The sequence below is a fragment of the Pseudomonas sp. NPDC090233 genome (assembly GCF_044772285.1).
Lineage (GTDB): Bacteria > Pseudomonadota > Gammaproteobacteria > Pseudomonadales > Pseudomonadaceae > Aquipseudomonas.
In genome coordinates this window covers 207,049-225,705 of record NZ_JBIVYQ010000002.1, presented here as the reverse complement: position 1 = coordinate 225,705, position 18,657 = coordinate 207,049, and the positions used below count along the sequence as shown (strand labels likewise).

Genomic DNA, 18,657 nt, shown 5'->3' with positions numbered 1-18,657 from the left:
TGTACGGACATATCTTATATGTACGATCAATAACAACACTTCAGGATCCCTGCCCATGTCCACCACCGTTTTCGACTCCACCCTGTTCCGCGATATGTTTGGTACCGCCGAAATGCGCGGGGTGTTTTCCGACCAGGCGCTGATCGAGCGCTACATCGAAGTTGAAGTGGCTCTGGCCAAGGCCGAGGCACGCTGTGGCGTGATCCCGCAAGCTGCTGCCGAGCAGATCGCCGAGCTGTCGTGCTATGCCTCCCTCGATCTCACGCTGATGCAGCACGAAACCGAAATCGTCGGCTACCCGATCCTGCCGCTGGTTGAGCAGTTGTCGAAGCTGTGCGGTGAAGCCGGCCGCTATGTGCATTGGGGCGCCACCACTCAGGACATCATGGACACCGCCGTGGTCCTGCAGGTGCGTGCTGCGCTGGCCATCGTCGAACGTGACGTGCAGGGCGTGCGTGGCCTGCTGGCGGAGCTGGCGCAGCGTTATCGCGATACGCCGATGGCGGGTCGAACCCACCTGCAGCACGCGCTGCCGATCACCTTCGGCTACAAATGCGCCGTGTGGCTGAGCATGTTCGACCGCCACGCCGAGCGCCTGGTCGAGCTGCGCCCGCGCGTTGAAGTAGGGCAATTCGCCGGTGCCGCCGGCACTCTGGCCTCGTTGGGCGACAAGGGCCTGGAGGTGCAGGCCGCGCTGATGGACGAATTGGGCCTTGGCGTACCGCAGGCGACCTGGCACGTGGCCCGCGATGGCTTGGCTGAAACCCTGAATTTCCTTGGCCTGGTTACCGCCTCGCTGGGCAAGGTGGCGCTGGACGTGATGATGATGATGACCAGCGAGCTGGGTGAAGTGTACGAGCCCTTCGTCAAAGGACGTGGCGCCAGCAGCACCATGCCGCAGAAGCGCAACCCGATTTCCTGCGAGCTGATGTACGCCGCGGCCAAGGGCGTACGCCAGCAAGCCGGGCTAATGCTCGATGCGATGATCCAGGACTTCGAGCGCTCCACAGGCCCATGGCAGGCCGAGTGGATCGCCATCCCCGAGGCATTTGCCCTGACCGCCGCATCGCTGGGCCAGGCGCGCTTCATGCTGGCTGGCCTGGAAGTGCGTACCGAGCGTATGCGCAAGAACCTCGACATGACCCAGGGGCTGATCGTTGCCGAGGCAGTGATGATGGGCCTGGCCCCGGCATTGGGCCGCCAGGTGGCGCACGACATGGTGTATGCCGCTTGTCGCCTGGCCAACGACCAGGGCATCAGCCTGCTTGAGGCGTTGCAGGCTCAAGGCGAAGCCTCGGCACGCCTGGACCTGGCGACCCTGGAGCGTTTGTGCGACCCGACCCAGTACCTGGGCCTGGCGCCGCAGATGGTCGACCTGGCGCTTTCGCGCCCCGGTGCCGTCGCCCGCTGATGCTGCCTGGGCCTGGCTACGGCCAGGCCCTACCGACTACAAGAACAATGAGAACACCATCATGTCTTCCGCCACAAAAAAACCGCTGTACAAGGACCTGACGTTCCAGGTCATCGCGGCAATGCTACTGGGCATCGCCTTCGGTTTCCTCGCCCCTGAGCTCGCTGCCAAGTTCAAGATCCTCGGGGACATCTTTCTCAAACTGATCAAGACCGCCGTTGCGCCGCTGGTGTTCTTCACCGTGGTTCATGGCATTGCTTCGGCCGGCGACATCAAGCGCGTCGGCAAGGTCGGCTGGCGGGCGCTGGTGTACTTTGAGCTGCTATCGACCCTGGCTCTGGCCATCGGTCTGCTGTGGGGCAACCTGATCGGCATCGGCTCGGGGATGCAGGGCGCCCATGCCAGCAGTGCGGCATCGGCAGCGGCCAGTGCCGCGGTCGCGAAGGGGCACGCACCCACTTCGACCATGGATTTCATCTACGCAATTTTTCCCGACAACTTCGTCGGTGCTTTTGCTGGCGGCCAACTGTTGCAGGTGCTGGTGATCGCCGTGCTGTTCGGCTTCGCCCTGCTGGCCCTCAAGCATGAGCGCCGTGCGGTGATCGAAGACGGCCTGAACCGGGTGTCGGAGTGCTTCTTCGAGTTCATCAACTTGATCATGAAGTTCGCCCCACTGGGCGCCTTCGGCTCGGTAGCCTACGCGGTGGGCAGCAATGGCTCGGCGGTGTTGATGTCGCTGGCCAACCTGGTGCTGATGTTCTACCTGGCCGTGGCGTTCTTCCTGTTCGTGGTACTGGGGGCGGTGTGCCGGTTGTCCGGTTTCAGCCTATGGCGCTTCTTGACCTACATCAAGGATGAGATCTTCATTGTGCTGGGTACCGCCTCCTCGGAAAGCGCCTTGCCGCGCCTGCTGCAGAAACTGGAAAAGTTCGGCTGCTCGAAGCAGAGCGTAGGCCTAGTGCTGCCCACCGGTTACGCATTCAACCTCGACGGCACTTCGATCTACATGTCGATGTGCGTGCTGTTCATTGCCAACGCCTACGGTGTGCCGCTCGGCTGGGAGCAGCAACTGGGCATCCTGGCGATCATGCTGGTGACCTCCAAGGGCGCGGCGGCGGTGTCTGGTGGCAGCTTCGTGGTGTTCGCCGCGACTGTCACAGCGATTGGCGTATTGCCTGTGGAGGGCCTGGCCTTGCTATTTGGTGTGTATCGCTTCATGTCCATGGCCATCGCCACCTGCAACACCATCGGCAACAGCGTGGCGACCGTGGTGGTGGCCAAGTGGGCGGGCGAGTTCATCGAGCAGGCGGCTCGCGATGAATACACGCGGGTACTGGGTCGAGCACCGGGGGCGGCTCTTTAATAAATACCGCGTCGGGTGTATGTGATCGTACAACTGCTTGCGCTATCATGGCGGCTGTCTTTCAAGGTGAAATACAGGGCATGACAGAGCAGCAGGTACAGGCAAGGACCCGGCGCAAGCCGCGCAGTCTGGCCCAGGAACTGGTCACGGTGCTGACCGAGCGCATTCGCAGTGGCCAGCTCAAGCGCGGCGACAAGCTGCCTACCGAATCGCAGATCATGGCCGAGGAGGGCGTCAGCCGCACCGTGGTGCGAGAGGCGATCTCGCGGCTGCAGGCCGCCGGGCAGGTCGAGACGCGCCATGGCATCGGCACGTTCGTGCTGGACACGCCGGCTACCGGTGGCTTCCGAATAGATCCGGCGACCGTGGTCACGCTGCGTGAGGTGCTGGCGGTGCTGGAACTGCGCATCGCCCTGGAGATCGAATCGGCCGGCCTGGCTGCGCAGCGGCGCAGCGACGAGGAACTGGCTGGCATGCGCGCGGCGCTGGACGAACTGAACGAAGGTGCCGCCCATGCCACCGATGCCGTGTCGGCGGACTTCCAGTTCCACCTGCGCATCGCCCAGGCCAGCGGCAACCACTACTTCGCCGATATCATCAACCACCTCGGGACTAGCATCATCCCGCGTACCCGGCTCAATTCCGCACGTCTGGCGCATGATGACCAGGCGCATTACATGAGCCGGTTGATGCACGAGCACGAGGCGATCTACGAAGCCATCGCCCGCAGCGACAGCGAAGGGGCGAAGATGGCCATGCGCATGCACCTGAGCAACAGCCGCGAGCGGCTGCGCCAGGCGCATGCGGAGGCTGAGGCGCAAGGCGTCTGAAGATTCCCGATTGCAAAAGAAAGCCCCGCATTCGCGGGGCTTTTTTGCATCAGAGCATTCAGACTGCCCCTTCACTCCACTGCCCGTTCACCAACCGGCGCAAGCTCAGTGGGTTGCTGTCGCGCAGCGCCTCCGGCAACAGCGCCTGCGGGTAGTTCTGGTAGCACACCGGGCGCAGGAAGCGGTCGATGGCCAAGGTGCCAACCGAGGTGCCACGCGAATCGGAGGTGGCCGGGTAAGGCCCGCCGTGGACCATTGCGTCGCACACTTCCACGCCAGTCGGGTAACCGTTGACCAGGATGCGGCCGACCTTTTCTTCCAACAGCGGCACCAGCCAGGCGAATGCCTCGAAGTCCTCTGGTTCGCCAATCAGCGTGGCGGTCAGCTGACCGCGCAGGCCGAGCAGGGCGGCGCGCAGTTGCGCGTTGTCCTGGGCTTCGACGGCAACGGTGGTCGGGCCGAACACTTCTTCCTGCAGCAGCGGGTCGGACTCCACCAGCAAGCGGGCATCCGCCTTGAACAACTGGGCGCGCGCCTGGCTGCCTTGTTGCGGCTGGCCGGCCAGGTGCTCGATGCCGGCATGCGCCTGCAGGTGTTCCAGGCCGCCCACATAGCTGCGCAGGCCACCGGCGTTGAGCAGGGTCTGGCCGGCTTGCTGGTCCAGGTGCTGGCCGAGTTCGGCGAGCAACTGGCTGAACTGGGGCGACTGCAGGCCAATCACCAGGCCCGGGTTGGTGCAGAACTGGCCGGCGCCCAGGCACACGGAACCGGCCAGCTCGCGGGCGATGGCTTCGCCACGTTTGGCCAGCGCGCCCGGCAGGATGATCACCGGGTTGATGCTGGACATCTCGGCGAACACCGGGATCGGCTGTGGGCGCTCGGCGGCCATGCGGCACAGGGCGTCACCGCCTTTGAGCGAGCCGGTGAAGCCGACGGCCTGGATGGCCGGGTGCTTGACCAGCCACTCTCCGACACCACCGCCGAAGACCATGTTGAACACACCTTTGGGCATGCCGGTACGCTCGGCAGCGCGGACGATGGCAGCGCCGACCAGGTCGGCGGTGGCCATGTGGCCGCTGTGGGCCTTGAACACCACTGGGCAACCGGCGGCGAAGGCTGCCGCGGTGTCGCCGCCGGCGGTGGAGAAGGCCAGCGGGAAGTTGCTGGCGCCGAACACGGCGACCGGGCCGACGCCGATGCGCATCTGGCGCAGGTCAACGCGCGGCAGCGGTTGGCGATCGGGCAGGGCCAGGTCGATGCGTGCTCCCAGGTAGTCGCCACGGCGCAGCACTTGGGCGAACAGGCGCATCTGGCCGCTGGTGCGGCCACGTTCACCCTGGATGCGCGCGGCAGGCAGGGCGGTTTCTCGGCAGACGATGGCGACGAAGGCATCGTCCAGCTCGTCCAGTTCAGCGGCGATGGCGTCGAGGAACTCGGCGCGGCGCGACGGGGCCAGCTGGCGGAATTCAGCGAAGGCCGATGCGGCGGCCTTCGCCGCCTGGTCCACTTCGGCCTCGGTGGCCTGGGCGAAGCTGTAGGGCAGGGCTTCGCCAGTGGTAGCGTCCAGGCTCTGCAGGCGTTGCGCGCCAGCGGCGCTGCGCTGGCCGGCGATGAAGTTGTGGCCAAGAATCTCAGGCATGGGGTGCTCCTGTAGGTGAGTAATCAGGTAATAGGTGCCGGATTGAACAGGGTGATGTCGTTGTGCAGGCGGTGCTGTTCGGCCCAGGTCTGTTTGCGGCCGCTGGCCACATCCAGGTAATAGTGGAACAGCTCCCAGCCCAGCTCTTCGATGCTGGAGCGGCCACTGGCGATGCGTCCGGCGTCGATGTCGATCAAGTCGGGCCAGCGTTGGGCCAGTTCGGTGCGGGTACAGACCTTGACCACCGGGGCCATCGCCAGGCCATAGGGGGTGCCGCGGCCGGTGGTGAATACGTGCAGGTTCATGCCGGCGGCGAGTTGCAGGGTGCCGCAGACAAAGTCGCTGGCCGGCGTGGCACAGAAGATCAGGCCTTTGCGCGCGACCCGCTCACCGGGGCCGAGCACGCCCTGGATGGCGCCGCTGCCGGACTTGACGATCGAGCCAAGGGATTTCTCGACGATATTGGACAGGCCGCCTTTCTTGTTGCCCGGCGTGGTGTTGGCACTGCGGTCGGCGGCGCCTTGCTGCAGGTAGCGGTCGTACCAGTCCATCTCACGTACCAGCGCCTCGGCGACGTCCTGGTTTTCCGCGCGCGAGGTGAGCATATAGATGGCGTCGCGCACTTCGGTCACTTCCGAGAACAGCACGGTGGCGCCGGCCCGCACCAGCAGGTCGGCGGCATAGCCCAGTGCCGGGTTGGCGGTGATGCCGGAGAAGGCGTCGCTGCCACCGCACTGCATGCCGAGGATCAGCTCGCTGGCCGGGACGGTTTCGCGGCGGCGCTGGTCAAGTTTCTGCAGACGGGTTTCGGCCAGGCCCATGATCTGCTCGATCATCTCGGTAAAGCCAAGGCTGGCGTCCTGCAGGCGGTACAGCCACGGCTCGCTGAGGTCCACCGAGGGGTCGTTGTCATGCATTACCTGGCCGGCCTGCAGCTTTTCGCAGCCCAGGCTGATGACCAGTGCTTCGCCACCGAGGTTAGGGTTGCGCGCCAGGTTGCGGACGGTGCGGATCGGGATATAGGCATCGCGGGCGTTGATGGCCACGCCGCAGCCGTAGCTGTGGGTGAGGGCGACCACGTCGTCGACATTGGGATATTTAGGCAGCAACTCGGCGCGGATGCGCTTGACCGCGTGCTCCAGCACGCCGGTCACACACTGTACGGTGGTGGTAATGCCGAGGATATTGCGGGTGCCGACTGTCCCGTCGGCATTACGGTAGCCTTCGAAGGTGAAGCCCTCCAGAGGCGGCAGCGGCGCGGGGACGGCATCACAGCGCGGCAAACTGTCCAGCTCGGGTGCCGAAGGCATGGAAAGCTGGCTTTCCTGCACCCAGCTACCCTGGCGCAAATCTTCAAGGGCATAGCCGATGATCTGGCCGTAGCGGCGCACCGGTTCGCCCTTGGCGATCAGCACGGTGGCAACTTTGTGGCTCTGCGGCACGGCTTCGACCAGGGTCAGGCCGTCGGGGAAGCGGGCGCCTTCGCCCAGGCCGCCGTCGTTGACCACCACCACGACGTTGTCGTCGTCGTGCAGGCGGACGTAGCGGGGCGAGTCGGAGTGTTCGATCAACTGCATGTTCAGGCCCTACTGGTAGGTTCTCAGGCTTTTGTACATCCGCCCGCACCGATTCTCCGGTGCGGGCGTGTTCACTCAGTGACGCGAGCTGGCCAGTTCGCCATTGGCGGCAGGCTCAGGTTGTGGCTTGGGGGCTTCTTCGCGCAGCTCGATACGCTTGATCGGGCCGACGATCACCAGGTAGCTGAACACCGCCACCAGGGCGTTGGCACCCACATAGACCAGGGCCCACTTGAACGAGCCGGTGGCACTGATGATGTAGCCGATGACGATCGGGGTGGTGATCGACGCGATGTTGCCGAAGGTGTTGAACAGGCCACCGGACAGCCCGGCGATCTGTTTGGGCGAGGTGTCGGCAACCACGGCCCAGCCCAGTGCACCAATACCTTTGCCGAAGAAGGCCAGGGTCATGAAACCGACCACCATCCACTCCGCGTCGACGTAGTTGCAGAAGACCATGGTGGTCGACAGCAGCAGGCCGCAGACGATCGGCAACTTGCGCGAGAAGGTCAGCGAATTGCCACGGCGCAGCAGCCAGTCCGACAGCACGCCACCCAGTACGCCACCAATGAAGCCGCAGATCGCTGGCAAGGAGGCGATGATGCCCGCCTTGAGGATGTTCATGCCGCGTTCCTGCACCAGGTACACCGGGAACCAAGTGAGGAAGAAGTAGGTGATGGCGTTGATGCAGTATTGGCCCAGGTATACGCCCAGCAGCATGCGGCTGGTCAGCAGCTGCTTGATGTAGCCCCATTTCGGGCCGTCGTTGCCGCGCTTCTGGTCCATGTCCACCAGGCCGCCGTTCTGCTCGATGTACTCAAGCTCTTGCGGGCTGATGCGCGGGTGCTGGCGCGGGTTGTAGATGGTCTTCAGCCAGACCATGGAGAACACGATGCCCAGTGCGCCCATGACCACGAACACGTGCTCCCAGCCGAAGCTGAACACGATCCAGCCCATGATCGGGGCGAACAGTGCGGTGGCGAAGTACTGCGCCGAGTTGAAGATCGCCGACGCCGTGCCACGCTCTGCGGTGGGGAACCAGGCCGCGACGATTCGGGCGTTGCCCGGGAACGACGGGGCTTCGGCGAAACCGACCAGAAAACGCAAGGTGAACAGCGTGACGACCGCCCAAGCGACCGGCAGGCCACCGACAAACCCTTGCAGCAGGGTGAACAGCGACCAGGTGAAGATGCTGAAGGCGTAGACGTTCTTGGAGCCGAAGCGGTCCAGCAGCCAGCCCCCCGGAATCTGACCGGCAACATAAGCCCATCCGAAGGCGGAGAAGATATAACCGAGGGTTACGGCGTCAATGCCGAGGTCTTTCTGCAGGCTGGAGCCTGCGATGGCGATGGTGGCGCGGTCGGCATAGTTGATCGTGGTCACCAGGAACAGCATGAACAGGATCAGGTAGCGCACATGCGTCTTTTTAGTCGCTTGCATGCTGGCAATACTCCCACTAGTTATTTTTGTGCGGGCTCACGAGTTGTAGCCGGAGTGGGGGCTCCCACTCCGGATGCGGCAAGGGCAGGCCGCAGGGGTGCGCTTATTGCGGACCCATCTTGTCCATCAGAGCAGCGAGCATTTCGTATTCTTCAGCGGTCAGGTCGGTCAGCGGGGTACGCACCGGGCCTGCGTCGTAACCGGCGATCTTGGCGCCAGCCTTGACGATGCTGACTGCGTAGCCGGCCTTGCGGTTGCGGATGTCCAGGTACGGCAGGAAGAAATCGTCGATCAGCTTGCCAACGGTGGCGTGATCGTCACGGGCGATGGCGTGGTAGAAGTCCATCGCGGTCTTCGGCACGAAGTTGAATACCGCCGAGGAATAAACCGGCACACCCAGGGCCTTGTAGGCCGCAGCATACACCTCGGCGGTCGGCAGGCCACCCAGGTAGCTGAAGCGATCACCCAGGCGGCGACGGATCGACACCATCAGCTCGATGTCACCCAGGCCGTCCTTGTAGCCGATCAGGTTCGGGCAGCGTTCGGCGAGTTTTTCCAGCAGGTCGGCGTTCAGGCGGCAGACGTTGCGGTTGTACACCACCACACCGATGTTCACCGATTTGCACACGGCTTCGACGTGGGCGGCAACGCCGTCCTGGCTGGCTTCGGTCAGGTAGTGCGGCAGCAGCAGCAGGCCCTTGGCCCCCAGGCGCTCGGCTTCTTGGGCGTATTCGATGGCCTGGCGGGTGGAGCCGCCGACGCCGGCGAGGATCGGTACGGATTTAGCGCAGGTGTCGACTGCGGTCTTGATTACCTGGCTGTACTCGCTGGCGGCCAGGGAGAAAAACTCACCGGTGCCGCCGGCGGCGAACAGGGCGCTGGCGCCGTACGGGGCGAGCCATTCCAGGCGCTTGATGTAGCCGGCCTGGTTGAAGTCGCCCTGGGCGTTGAAGTCGGTGACCGGGAAAGACAGCAGGCCGTGGGAGAGGATGGATTTCAGTTCTTGTGGAGTCATTGTTGTTGGCATCCTGTGGCGCTTGGGTGAAGGGTGATGTGCTGCGATGGAGGTAAGTTATCGTACAACTAGGGTGATGGCTAGTCCCCTTTTGGGAAATTTTTGGGTTCTTGGGTGCTTGGCTGGGGGTTTGAGGGGATGCTGAAATCGAGCGCCGCCCGCGCGGCGCATCGCGGATGAATCCGCTCCTACCATCTACCTCCGGCCAATAATGCCTGTGGCATCTTCACTGTCCGCCTTTTGCGTACGACTCAATATCGAGGGGGCGCCAAGGCTGACAGCGAAGAGGCCACTGACAAAACTGGCCGGAGGTAGATAGTAGGAGCGGATTCATCCGCGATGCGCCGCGCGGGCGGCGCTCGATCTGATAGGCGACAAACCTGTCAAGGCGAACACCTAAACAGTCATCGTATCTCTAAAGAAAAAACGACCGCGGAGACAGGCACAAGCCCGCCGCCCGCTTCCACGGGAAGTGTTCTGGGACCAGCAGAGGGTGACCGGGGAAGCGGGGGCGACCTTGCGCCGCCCCGCGATCAAAACTAACGAAGCTGAGGGTCAGGCGGCCTGTTGGCGCTTGATCTGGGATTTGCGCACCTGGGCGCGGCAGGCATCGCCGAAGGCCTGGAAGATCTTGATCGAATCAGGGTTTTTCGCCGCTTGCCACTCTGGGTGCCACTGCACGGCGAACAGGAACGGCGAGATGCTCGGGCCATGGATCGCTTCGACCAGGCCGTCTTCGGCGTGGGCGATAGGCTCGATGCCGGCACCCAGGTTACGCAGGCCCTGGCCATGCAGCGAGTTGACGCGAATTTCGTCAGTGCCAAGTGTGTCGCGCAGCCAGCTGCCTGGCTGGATCTTCACGCCATGCACCTGGGCGTACTGCACTTCGACCGGGTCTTCCGGGTTTTCCCGGTGGTCGTTGAAGCCAGGCTCGGCGTAAACCTTCTGGTAGATGTCGCCGCCCAGGGCCACGTTGATTTCCTGCATGCCACGGCAAATGCCGAAGATCGGCAGGCCGCGCTTGAGGGCCGCTTTGACCAGCGGGATATCGAACAGGTCGCGGTTGACGTCCTGGCCTTTGCCCGGGGTCTGGTTCTCCTGGCCGTACAGGCTCGGCTCGATGTTGCTGCCGGCACCGGTCAGGTATACGCCGTCGGCCATGTCCAGATAGGTCTCGAGGTCTTCGACGCCACAGCAGGTGGGCACCAGGACCGGGACGCAATCGGCGAAGTCGACCAGCGGGGTGATGTATTTGTGGGTCATGACCTGGTAGTCATGGCCTTTGCGCTCTTGGCTGCCCATGGTCATCAGGACGACGGGTTTGCGCAGGGAAGGTTGCTTGTTGCCAATGTTGCTGTTGGACATATGTCACCTTATGACAGGTTCGACCTGTCGTTGTTGTGCAGGTGCACGGCCCGGGGCCTGTTGTGCTACCTGAAGCCCCGAGCACTGCCGGCTCGTCAGAGGCGACGATTCCGGTCGGGGCTTGTAGATAGCTTGCCAGAGCCGTTCGATATGTCAAACGAGCAAAAGGGCGCTCAGGCGCCTAAATACGGGGGCTGAACCCTTGCAAGCCTGAGCCGGCAAGGGTTTGACAGGGGCTTGGGTCAATAATATTTAACGACGCAGTTGGCTCATTGCAGCCGTGCAATGAAGCCACGCGGGATCAGTGCAGAATCTGCGAAAGGAAGGCCTTGGCCCGTGCCGTGCGCGGCTGGTTGAAGAACACCTGCGGCGGGCTGTCCTCGATGATCTGTCCGCCCTCAAGAAACAGCACGCGTTCGGCCACTTGCCGGGCAAAGCCCATTTCGTGGGTGACGCACAGCATGGTCATGCCGGTGCCCGCCAGTTGCACCAGCACATCCAGCACTTCGGCGACCATTTCCGGGTCCAGCGCCGAAGTGGGCTCGTCGAACAGCATGATGCGCGGCTTCATGCACAGCGCCCGGGCAATCGCCACGCGTTGCTGCTGGCCGCCGGACAGCTGGCTGGGGTATTTATGCGCCTGGCTCTCGATGCCGACCTTGCTCAAGTACATCCGCGCCCGTTCCTCCGCGTCTTTGCGCGACAGCCCGCGCACACTGGTGGGCGCCAGCAGGCAGTTGTCGAGCACGCTCATGTGCGGGAACAGGTTGAAGTGCTGGAACACCATGCCGATCTCGCTGCGCACTTGGCTGGCCTGTCGGGTGGTGGCGGCCAGGTCGATACCGGCCACCTGGACGCTGCCCTGCTCGGCGACCTCCAGGCGGTTGATGCAGCGGATCAAGGTGGATTTGCCCGAGCCGGACGGGCCGCACAGCACGATGCGCTCGCCCTCGCGCACCTGCAGGTCAATGTCGCGCAACACATGGAAGGCGCCATAGTGTTTGTTCAGGCCCTCGATACGGATCAGCACCGGGCGCGTGTCGGTTTCAGGGGCAAGGCTGACAACGCTCAAAGGGGCGGTCATGTTGTTGTTCTCCCGCGTGATTTCAGTCGAAACGTGCCGCGCTGTAAGGCGCAGGGTCGGTGAAGGGGCGCTCGCCGGTGAGCAGTTCAGCCAGCAGGCGGCCGGTGACTGGGCCGAGGGTCAGGCCGTGGTGAGCGTGGCCGAAGTTGAACCACAGGCCTTTGTGCCGAGGCGCGGGGCCAATCACCGGGCGCATGTCCGGCAGGCACGGGCGGCGGCCCAGCCAGGGTTTGTCATCCAGGCGCTCACCTAGCGCCGGAAACAGCTTGCGTGCCAGCGCTTCGCAGCGCTTGAGCTGGATTTCGTTGCCCGGCGCGTCGCTGGCGGCGAACTCGATGCCAGTGGTCAGGCGCACCCCGCGCGCCATTGGCGCCAGCACGTAGCCGCCCTGGGTGTCGCAGATCGAATGCTGCAACTGGGCGCCGCCGCGGGTGCCGTAATGCATGTGGTAGCCGCGCTTGATGCCCAACGGAATCTGATAACCCAGGCGCTCGAAGATGTCGGCCGACTGCGGACCCAGGCAGGCCACCACCTCGTCGGCAGTGATCGGCCCGCGTTGGCTGTCGACCCGCCATTGGCTGCCGACCGGGCGCAGGCTGCGCGCATCGCCATGCAGGAACTGCCCGCCACGTTTGACGAACAGGGCGGCGTAGCCACGGGTGAGGGCGCCGGGGTCGTTCACGGTTTTCGGGTCCAGCCAATGGATGCCGCCGACCACGGCGCTGTCGAGCTGATGCTCGCGGGCTTGCAGGTGCGCGCGCTCCAGGATTTCGTACTGCAAGCCATAACGGGCCAGGCCCTTGACCTCGGCCTTGGCCTGCTCGAACAGCGCAGGGTCGCGGTACACCTCGATCCAACCCTTGGCCTGCACCAGGCTTTCAAGGCTGGCAGCAGCGATCAGCGCGTCATGTTCCTCGACGCAGCGCTGCACCAGCGGCAACATGTCGGCGGCAGCACCGGCCAGCCGCCCAGGCGCCGATTGCCGCCAGTACCGCAGCAGCCAGGGCGCAGCCTTGGGCAAGTGCAACAGGCTGTAGCGCACGTCCGGCTGGCGGTTCAGGCCATAGCGCAAAAGCGCGCCAAATTGCCGGGGGAAGGCATAGGGGATGACGCTGGAGCGCTCGATCAGCCCCGCATTGCCGTGGCTGGTGCCGCTGCCGGGTTCGTCGCGGTCGATGAGGATCACCTGGCGGCCGCGTGCCTGCAGGTGCAACGCGGTGCTGACGCCGACGATACCGGCGCCGAGGACAAGGGTCTGGCAATGCATGAATGTATCCTTCGCTCAGTTCAAGTGGCGGCCCAGGCGGGCTTCCAGGTGTTTCAGCAGGCGCCGCACCAGCTCGACGATCACCAGGTACAGCACAGCCGCCCACAGGTAGATCTGGAAGTCGAAGCTGCGCGAGAAAGCCAGCTTGGTCACACCCATCAGGTCGTAAATGGTCACCAGTGAGGCAATGGCGCTGGCCTTGATCATCAGGATCAGCTCGTTACCCAACGGGCCGATGGCCACCAGCAGCGACTGCGGCAGGATCACCTTGAAAAACGTGGTCGAACGCTTCAGGTTCAGTGCCCGCGCGGCTTCGTGCTGGCCGGGCGCAACGGCCATCAAGCTGCCGCGGAAGATCTCGGCCTGATACGCAGCGGTATTCAGGGTAAAGGCCAGCAAGGTGCACAGCCACGCGTCGCGGAAGAACCACCAGAGGCCGACGTCCTGCCAAAAGCTTTTGAGTGAACCCAGCCCGTAATAAAGCAGGAATAGCTGTGCCAGCAGGGGTGAGCCACGGAAGAAATAGATGTAGCCGGCGGCCAGGCGTTGCAACAACCGGTGGCGCGACATTCGCGCCAGGGCCAGCAACAGACCGAGCACGGCGCCCAGGCTGAAGGAAATCGCCACCAGCTTGGCGGTGACCAGCAAGCCATCGATGAATCGCGGCCCGTAGCGTTCCAGCAGGTCTGGGTCGAGCACCAGGGCCAGCAGTTGTTCGGCACTCATGCGCGCGCTCCTTGCAGGTGGCGATTGCTGCGCCGTTCGATATAGGCGAACACCCGCCCCGACAACGCCGAGAACAGCAGGTAGCCCAGGCAGGCCACGCCATAGAAGAACATTGGCTCCTTGGTCACGCTGACGGCCAGGTTGGTCTGGCGCATCAGGTCGACCAGCGAAATGGTCGATACCAGCGAAGTGTCCTTGAGCAACGACAACCAGTTGTTGGAAAGCCCTGGCAGGGCAATGCGCGTCAGTTGTGGCAGCACCACCTTGAAGAACGCCGTGCGCTTGCCCAGACCCAACGCCGAGCAGGCCTCCAGCTGCCCTTTGGGCAAGGTCTTGAAGGCGGCCAGCCAGATCTCGCTGGAAAACGCGGCGAACACCAGGCTGAAGGCGAGCATGGCGGCGAGGAAGGTATTGATCAGGAACTCGCCTTGATAGCCCATCGCCGCCAACAGCTTCTGCGCGGCGATCTGGCAGCCGTAATAGATGATCAGCAGGGTCAGCAGCTCGGGCAGGCCGCGGAATACCGTGGAGAAAGTGGTCGCCCAAGCGCGCGGCAGACGTTTGCGCGAACGCGCAGCGAGCGCCACGACCAGGCCCAGTGGCAAGCCGATGGGCAGGCAGGCGAGGGCCAGCGACACAGTCACCAGCGCCCCAGCCAGCAGCGCCTGGCCCCAACCGCCACTGGCAAAGGACAGCAAGGACAATTGATCGAGCATGACATATCCCTTGTAATGTCTGAGCAGATCCCTTGTAGGAGCGGCTTCAGCCGCGAACACCGGCAAAGCCGGTGCCATCCCCACAGGTTCTTGTACGCCGCCGTCAGTTGTAGATATCGAAGTCGAAATACTTGCCGGCGATCTTCTGATAGGTGCCGTTGGCGACGATCTCTGTCAGCGCGGTATTCAGGCGCTGGCGCAACGCTTCATCGTGCTTGCGCACGGCAATGGCGGCGTCGGCCTTGGTCCCGGCCACGTCGCCGAGCACCTTGCAGCAGTCCTGGCCGTTCTTGTTCATCCATTCGTGCAGCGGGAACTTGTCGGCGATCACTCCGTCCAGGCGCCCGGCGGCGAGGTCCGCGTTGGCTTCGTCCATGGTCGGGTACAGCTTCACATCGGCACCGGCCTTGGCATACACATCCTCGGCATAAATGGCCTGGGTCGAGGACGACTGGGCGCCCACGGTGTAGCCGTCGAAGTTGCTCTGGGCGTCGCTGATCTTGCTGTCCTTGGCCACTGCTACGGTCAGCGGGGTACGGTAGTAGTGGTCGGTGAAGGCAATCTTCTTGCGCCGTTCTTCGGTGTCGATCATCGAGGCCACCACGGCGTCGTACTTGCGCGCCATCAAGGCGGGAATGATCCCTTCCCAGTCCTGGGCCACCAGGGTGCACTCGACTTTCATCTGTGCGCACAGGGCGTGGGTGATGTCGATGTCGAAACCATGCAGCTGGTTATCGGCATCCACATAGTTGAAGGGCGGGTACGCGCCCTCGGTGGCGAAGCGCAGGGTTTCGGCGCTGGCGGCCCCCGCCAGCAGCAGGGCACACGCACCTACCATCCTCATGGTCTTGTTCATCTCGCACCTCTTGCACTCTTGCTATTGTTGTTTGCCCGTCGTGTAGCCGACGAAGGCGTTATGTAGAGCAGCAGTCGCTTCCAAGCGTTTTTCAACATCAGGCCCGAGTTTCTTGCAGACCTCGTTGACCATCAGGTGCACCCACGACAGCATCGCCGAGGTGGATTCCCAGAACAGATTGAACTCGGTGGGGATGCGGAACACCTCGTCGGCATTGGCATCGGCCCAATCGCAGAAGGTATCGGTCACCAGCGTGACCGGAATGTTGGCCTCGCGCGCCTTCTGGCACAGCAGCAAGGCATGGCGGGAGTAGCGGCGCGCCTCGAACACCACCAGGGAGCTGTTTTCCGGGCGCCCGAGCAGCACTTCGCCGAAGTGCCCGGCGCTGCCATCGACCACCTGCACGCCATCGCGCAGGTAATGCAGCAGGTGAGCCATGCACTGGGCGATACCGCGCTCGGTCTGGAAACCGGCAATGAACACCCTTGGCCTGTCGGCGATGCGCTGGGCGGCCTGATGCCAGGCGTCACTGCGGCTGTATTCATGCACCCGCACCAAGGCGGCAATTTCCAGTTCCAGGCTGCCCGCACGGCTGCTTTCGTCGTGCTGCTGGCGGTAATCTTGCAAACGATCCCCAACCAGCCACGGCCCATCCCCCAGGTCGCTCTGAAGGTCTTGCTTGAGCGCCTTGAGATGGGCATAACCGAGGGAGCGGCAAAAACGCCCGACACTGGATTCGCTGACACCCAGCTTGTCGGCAATGCTGGCCGAGGTCTGGAACGGCAGTTCGTGGAGGTTGGCGAGCATGTAGCTGGCGATCTTGTGGCCCGAAGCCGTGGCCCCTTGCAGGCTGTTTTCCAGGCGTTGCTTGATCGGTTGGCTCATGTTGCTGCTCCAGGCGAGGCGTGAAATAGAAAATGGATGTTTTCTGTCATCGCGTCAATATTTGACAGATAGCTGTCACATGCAGGAAAGTTTTTGTCGCTGCCAACGCTGTTGCCAATCCAATTCCAAGAAAGGAGCTTCAGATGTCTGCACCTTCCACCCATCCCACCGTGCGCATGGCCTTTGCCGAATTGCAGAGCCTGTTGCAAGCGATCTTCCAGCGTCATGGCTGCAGCGAAGCGGTGGCCGGGGTGCTCGCCCACAACTGCGCCAGTGCCCAGCGCGATGGTGCCCACAGTCATGGGGTGTTTCGGATTCCCGGGTATGTGTCGACCTTGGCCAGTGGCTGGGTGAACGGGCAAGCGACACCGCACGTGACCGATGTGGCGACGGGATATGTCAGCGTCGACGCGGGTGGCGGCTTTGCCCAACCGGCTTTGGCGGCCGCGCGGGCTTTACTGGTGGAAAAGGCCCGCAGCGCTGGTATCGCGGTGCTGGCAATCCACAACTCGCACCACTTCGCCGCGCTTTGGCCGGATGTCGAGCCGTTCGCCGATGAAGGCCTGTTGGCCTTGAGCGTGGTCAACAGCATGACGTGTGTGGTGCCGCATGGTGCCCGCAAGCCGTTGTTCGGCACCAACCCGATCGCCTTTGCCGCGCCATGTGCGGGGCATGACCCGATCGTCTTCGATATGGCCACCAGCGCCATGGCCCACGGTGACGTGCAGATTGCCGCGCGCGCCGGCCAGCAGCTGCCTGAGGGCATGGGCGTGGACGCCGATGGCCAACCGACCACCCACCCAAAAGCCATTCTCGAAGGCGGCGCCTTGCTGCCGTTTGGCGGGCACAAGGGCTCGGCGCTGTCGATGATGGTTGAACTGCTGGCGGCGGCGCTGACCGGCGGGCATTTCTCCTGGGAGTTCGACTGGTCGAGCCACCCAGGCGCCAAAACACCCTGGACCGGGCAGCTGATCATCGTCATCGACCCGAGCAAGGCCGAAGGCGATCGTTTTGCCCAGCGCAGCGCTGATCTGGTCGAGCAGATGCAGGCTGTGGGCTTGACGCGCATGCCCGGCGAGCGCCGCTATCGGGAGCGGGAAATTGCCCAACGGGAGGGGGTGGCGTTGACCGCACAGGAGCTGCAAGGTCTGAAGGAACTGCTTGGCTGACAGCGCTGTGCAATCTTGCATAGACAACCTGCACATCAGGTGATGTTCCTTGCCGCCGACTCCGGGTATCCTCAGGGCAGCCATTCCGAACTGTCCTGATCCAAGGAGCTGCACGCTGTGTTCAAACATGTCGATGCCTATGCCGGCGACCCGATCCTCTCGCTGATGGAAACCTTCAAGGCCGACCCGCGCGCCGACAAGGTCAACCTGAGTATCGGCCTGTATTACGATGAGGCCGGCGTGGTGCCGCAACTGGCCGCCGTGGATGCGGTAGAAAAACGCATCGCCGGGGTCGACCACGAAGCCTCGCTGTACCTGCCTATGGAAGGCTTGGCCAGCTACCGCCAGGCCATTCAGGCGCTGCTATTCGGTGCCGACCACCCGGCCGTGACCGGCAAACGCGTGGCCACCGTGCAGACCGTTGGCGGCTCCGGCGCGCTCAAGGTCGGTGCCGACTTCCTCAAGCGCTACTTCCCGCAGTCCGAAGTCTGGGTCAGCAACCCGACCTGGGACAACCACCGCGCCATTTTCGAAGGTGCCGGTTTCAAGGTTCATACCTATCCGTACTTCGACCAGGCCACCCGTGGCGTCGACTTCGACGGCATGCTGGCAACCCTGCAGACCCTGCCGGCAAACAGCGTGGTGCTGCTGCACCCGTGCTGCCACAACCCCACCGGTGCCGACCTTACCCAGAACCAGTGGCAGCAAGTAGTGGAAGTGGTCAAGGCGCGCCAGCTGATCCCGTTCCTCGACATCGCCTACCAAGGCTTCGCCGAAGGTCTGGTGGAAGACGCCTACGCCATCCGCGAAATGGCCCGTGCTGGCGTGCCGTGCCTGGTCAGCAACTCGTTCTCGAAGATCTTCTCGCTGTACGGCGAGCGGGTAGGGGGCCTGTCGGTGGTCTGCGACGACGAAGCCACCACCCAGAGCGTGCTCGGCCAGCTCAAGGCCACCGTGCGCCGCAACTACTCCAGCCCGCCCAACTTCGGCGCCCAGCTGGTGGCCGGTGTGCTCAGCGATGCTGCGCTGAATGCCCAGTGGGCGGCCGAAGTGGAAGTGATGCGCAAGCGTATCCTCGACATGCGTCAGGCGTTGGTCGACGCGCTGGCCGTGCTGCTGCCGGGCCAGGACTTCCAGTTCTTCCTGCGCCAGCGCGGCATGTTCAGCTACACCGGTTTCAGCGTCGAGCAGGTGCGCCGCCTGCGTGACGAGTTCGGCGTGTACCTGATCGACAGCGGCCGCGTGTGCATGTCCGGCCTGCGTCCGGCCAATCTGCAACAGGTTGCCGAAGCGTTCGCCGCCGTTCAGAAGTGA

General features: G+C 63.6%; 16 protein-coding genes. 5 read left to right on the top strand and 11 right to left on the bottom strand.

Translation table 11 applies throughout. The features are described from left to right. Positions 1–55 precede the first annotated feature (55 nt). From ACIQUF_RS05475 to ACIQUF_RS05465, 3 genes are all read left to right on the top strand, one after another. Positions 56–1,411, top strand: coding sequence for an adenylosuccinate lyase family protein (locus tag ACIQUF_RS05475; protein WP_403129257.1), 1,356 nt, complete (start codon positions 56–58; stop codon positions 1,409–1,411). 61 nt (positions 1,412–1,472) lie between these two features. Next, positions 1,473–2,774, top strand: coding sequence for a cation:dicarboxylate symporter family transporter (locus ACIQUF_RS05470; RefSeq protein ID WP_403129255.1), 1,302 nt, complete (start codon positions 1,473–1,475; stop codon positions 2,772–2,774). Between the two features lie 80 nt (positions 2,775–2,854). After that, on the top strand, positions 2,855–3,604 hold the full coding sequence (locus tag ACIQUF_RS05465) for a FadR/GntR family transcriptional regulator (protein ID WP_400803141.1): 750 nt from the start codon (positions 2,855–2,857) through the stop codon (positions 3,602–3,604). Positions 3,605–3,662: 58 nt separating this feature from the next. Here ACIQUF_RS05465 and ACIQUF_RS05460 read toward each other — a convergent pair whose 3' ends face one another. From ACIQUF_RS05460 to ACIQUF_RS05410, 11 genes are all read right to left on the bottom strand, one after another. Further along, positions 3,663–5,243 (bottom strand): aldehyde dehydrogenase (NADP(+)), encoded by a 1,581-nt coding sequence (locus ACIQUF_RS05460; protein WP_403129253.1) that lies wholly within the window; start codon positions 5,241–5,243, stop codon positions 3,663–3,665. Between the two features lie 23 nt (positions 5,244–5,266). Further along, entirely contained in the window at positions 5,267–6,820 is a 1,554-nt protein-coding gene (gene garD / locus ACIQUF_RS05455) for a galactarate dehydratase (RefSeq protein WP_403129251.1), read from the bottom strand. A 75-nt stretch (positions 6,821–6,895) separates the two neighbouring features. Then, complete coding sequence (locus tag ACIQUF_RS05450; protein WP_403129249.1) at positions 6,896–8,260, bottom strand: MFS transporter; 1,365 nt, start codon at positions 8,258–8,260, stop codon at positions 6,896–6,898. Between the two features lie 103 nt (positions 8,261–8,363). Next, a complete protein-coding gene (kdgD, locus tag ACIQUF_RS05445) occupies positions 8,364–9,275 on the bottom strand; it encodes a 5-dehydro-4-deoxyglucarate dehydratase (RefSeq protein WP_400803151.1) in 912 nt (303 codons plus the stop codon). 555 nt (positions 9,276–9,830) lie between these two features. After that, positions 9,831–10,640 carry a gamma-glutamyl-gamma-aminobutyrate hydrolase family protein gene (locus ACIQUF_RS05440; RefSeq protein WP_403129246.1) on the bottom strand — a complete coding sequence of 270 codons (810 nt, stop codon included), beginning with the start codon at positions 10,638–10,640 and terminating at the stop codon, positions 9,831–9,833. A gap of 301 nt (positions 10,641–10,941) precedes the next feature. Then, positions 10,942–11,724, bottom strand: coding sequence for an amino acid ABC transporter ATP-binding protein (locus ACIQUF_RS05435; protein WP_403129244.1), 783 nt, complete (start codon positions 11,722–11,724; stop codon positions 10,942–10,944). A gap of 22 nt (positions 11,725–11,746) precedes the next feature. Further along, entirely contained in the window at positions 11,747–12,991 is a 1,245-nt protein-coding gene (locus ACIQUF_RS05430) for an FAD-dependent oxidoreductase (RefSeq protein WP_403129242.1), read from the bottom strand. 15 nt (positions 12,992–13,006) lie between these two features. Then, complete coding sequence (locus tag ACIQUF_RS05425; protein ID WP_403129240.1) at positions 13,007–13,717, bottom strand: ABC transporter permease; 711 nt, start codon at positions 13,715–13,717, stop codon at positions 13,007–13,009. Beyond that, positions 13,714–14,433 carry an ABC transporter permease gene (locus ACIQUF_RS05420; protein ID WP_403129238.1) on the bottom strand — a complete coding sequence of 240 codons (720 nt, stop codon included), beginning with the start codon at positions 14,431–14,433 and terminating at the stop codon, positions 13,714–13,716. Before ACIQUF_RS05420 ends, ACIQUF_RS05425 begins: the two co-directional genes overlap by 4 nt. A gap of 103 nt (positions 14,434–14,536) precedes the next feature. After that, positions 14,537–15,289 carry a transporter substrate-binding domain-containing protein gene (locus ACIQUF_RS05415; protein WP_403129236.1) on the bottom strand — a complete coding sequence of 251 codons (753 nt, stop codon included), beginning with the start codon at positions 15,287–15,289 and terminating at the stop codon, positions 14,537–14,539. Between the two features lie 21 nt (positions 15,290–15,310). Next, on the bottom strand, positions 15,311–16,174 hold the full coding sequence (locus ACIQUF_RS05410) for a MurR/RpiR family transcriptional regulator (RefSeq protein ID WP_403129234.1): 864 nt from the start codon (positions 16,172–16,174) through the stop codon (positions 15,311–15,313). Between the two features lie 143 nt (positions 16,175–16,317). Between ACIQUF_RS05410 and ACIQUF_RS05405 the strand changes: the two genes are divergently transcribed. Together ACIQUF_RS05405 and ACIQUF_RS05400 are read left to right on the top strand one after the other, a co-directional pair. Continuing rightward, positions 16,318–17,343: an Ldh family oxidoreductase gene (locus tag ACIQUF_RS05405; protein WP_403129232.1), complete on the top strand. Its 1,026-nt coding sequence runs from the start codon at positions 16,318–16,320 to the stop codon at positions 17,341–17,343. A 117-nt stretch (positions 17,344–17,460) separates the two neighbouring features. Then, on the top strand, positions 17,461–18,657 hold the full coding sequence (locus ACIQUF_RS05400; protein ID WP_403129230.1) for an aromatic amino acid transaminase: 1,197 nt from the start codon (positions 17,461–17,463) through the stop codon (positions 18,655–18,657).

Excerpts from the sequence above, each read along its gene's own strand:
- ACIQUF_RS05415 (WP_403129236.1), bottom strand. The coding sequence starts at position 15,289 with ATGAACAAGACCATGAGGATGGTAGGTGCGTGTGCCCTGCTGCTGGCG.
- ACIQUF_RS05475 (WP_403129257.1), top strand. The coding sequence starts at position 56 with ATGTCCACCACCGTTTTCGACTCCACCCTGTTCCGCGATATGTTTGGT.
- ACIQUF_RS05450 (WP_403129249.1), bottom strand. The coding sequence starts at position 8,260 with ATGCAAGCGACTAAAAAGACGCATGTGCGCTACCTGATCCTGTTCATG.
- ACIQUF_RS05470 (WP_403129255.1), top strand. The coding sequence starts at position 1,473 with ATGTCTTCCGCCACAAAAAAACCGCTGTACAAGGACCTGACGTTCCAG.
- ACIQUF_RS05425 (WP_403129240.1), bottom strand. The coding sequence starts at position 13,717 with ATGAGTGCCGAACAACTGCTGGCCCTGGTGCTCGACCCAGACCTGCTG.
- ACIQUF_RS05410 (WP_403129234.1), bottom strand. The coding sequence starts at position 16,174 with ATGAGCCAACCGATCAAGCAACGCCTGGAAAACAGCCTGCAAGGGGCC.
- kdgD (WP_400803151.1), bottom strand. The coding sequence starts at position 9,275 with ATGACTCCACAAGAACTGAAATCCATCCTCTCCCACGGCCTGCTGTCT.
- ACIQUF_RS05440 (WP_403129246.1), bottom strand. The coding sequence starts at position 10,640 with ATGTCCAACAGCAACATTGGCAACAAGCAACCTTCCCTGCGCAAACCC.
- ACIQUF_RS05465 (WP_400803141.1), top strand. The coding sequence starts at position 2,855 with ATGACAGAGCAGCAGGTACAGGCAAGGACCCGGCGCAAGCCGCGCAGT.
- ACIQUF_RS05430 (WP_403129242.1), bottom strand. The coding sequence starts at position 12,991 with ATGCATTGCCAGACCCTTGTCCTCGGCGCCGGTATCGTCGGCGTCAGC.
- ACIQUF_RS05435 (WP_403129244.1), bottom strand. The coding sequence starts at position 11,724 with ATGACCGCCCCTTTGAGCGTTGTCAGCCTTGCCCCTGAAACCGACACG.
- garD (WP_403129251.1), bottom strand. The coding sequence starts at position 6,820 with ATGCAGTTGATCGAACACTCCGACTCGCCCCGCTACGTCCGCCTGCAC.
- ACIQUF_RS05405 (WP_403129232.1), top strand. The coding sequence starts at position 16,318 with ATGTCTGCACCTTCCACCCATCCCACCGTGCGCATGGCCTTTGCCGAA.
- ACIQUF_RS05420 (WP_403129238.1), bottom strand. The coding sequence starts at position 14,433 with ATGCTCGATCAATTGTCCTTGCTGTCCTTTGCCAGTGGCGGTTGGGGC.
- ACIQUF_RS05460 (WP_403129253.1), bottom strand. The coding sequence starts at position 5,243 with ATGCCTGAGATTCTTGGCCACAACTTCATCGCCGGCCAGCGCAGCGCC.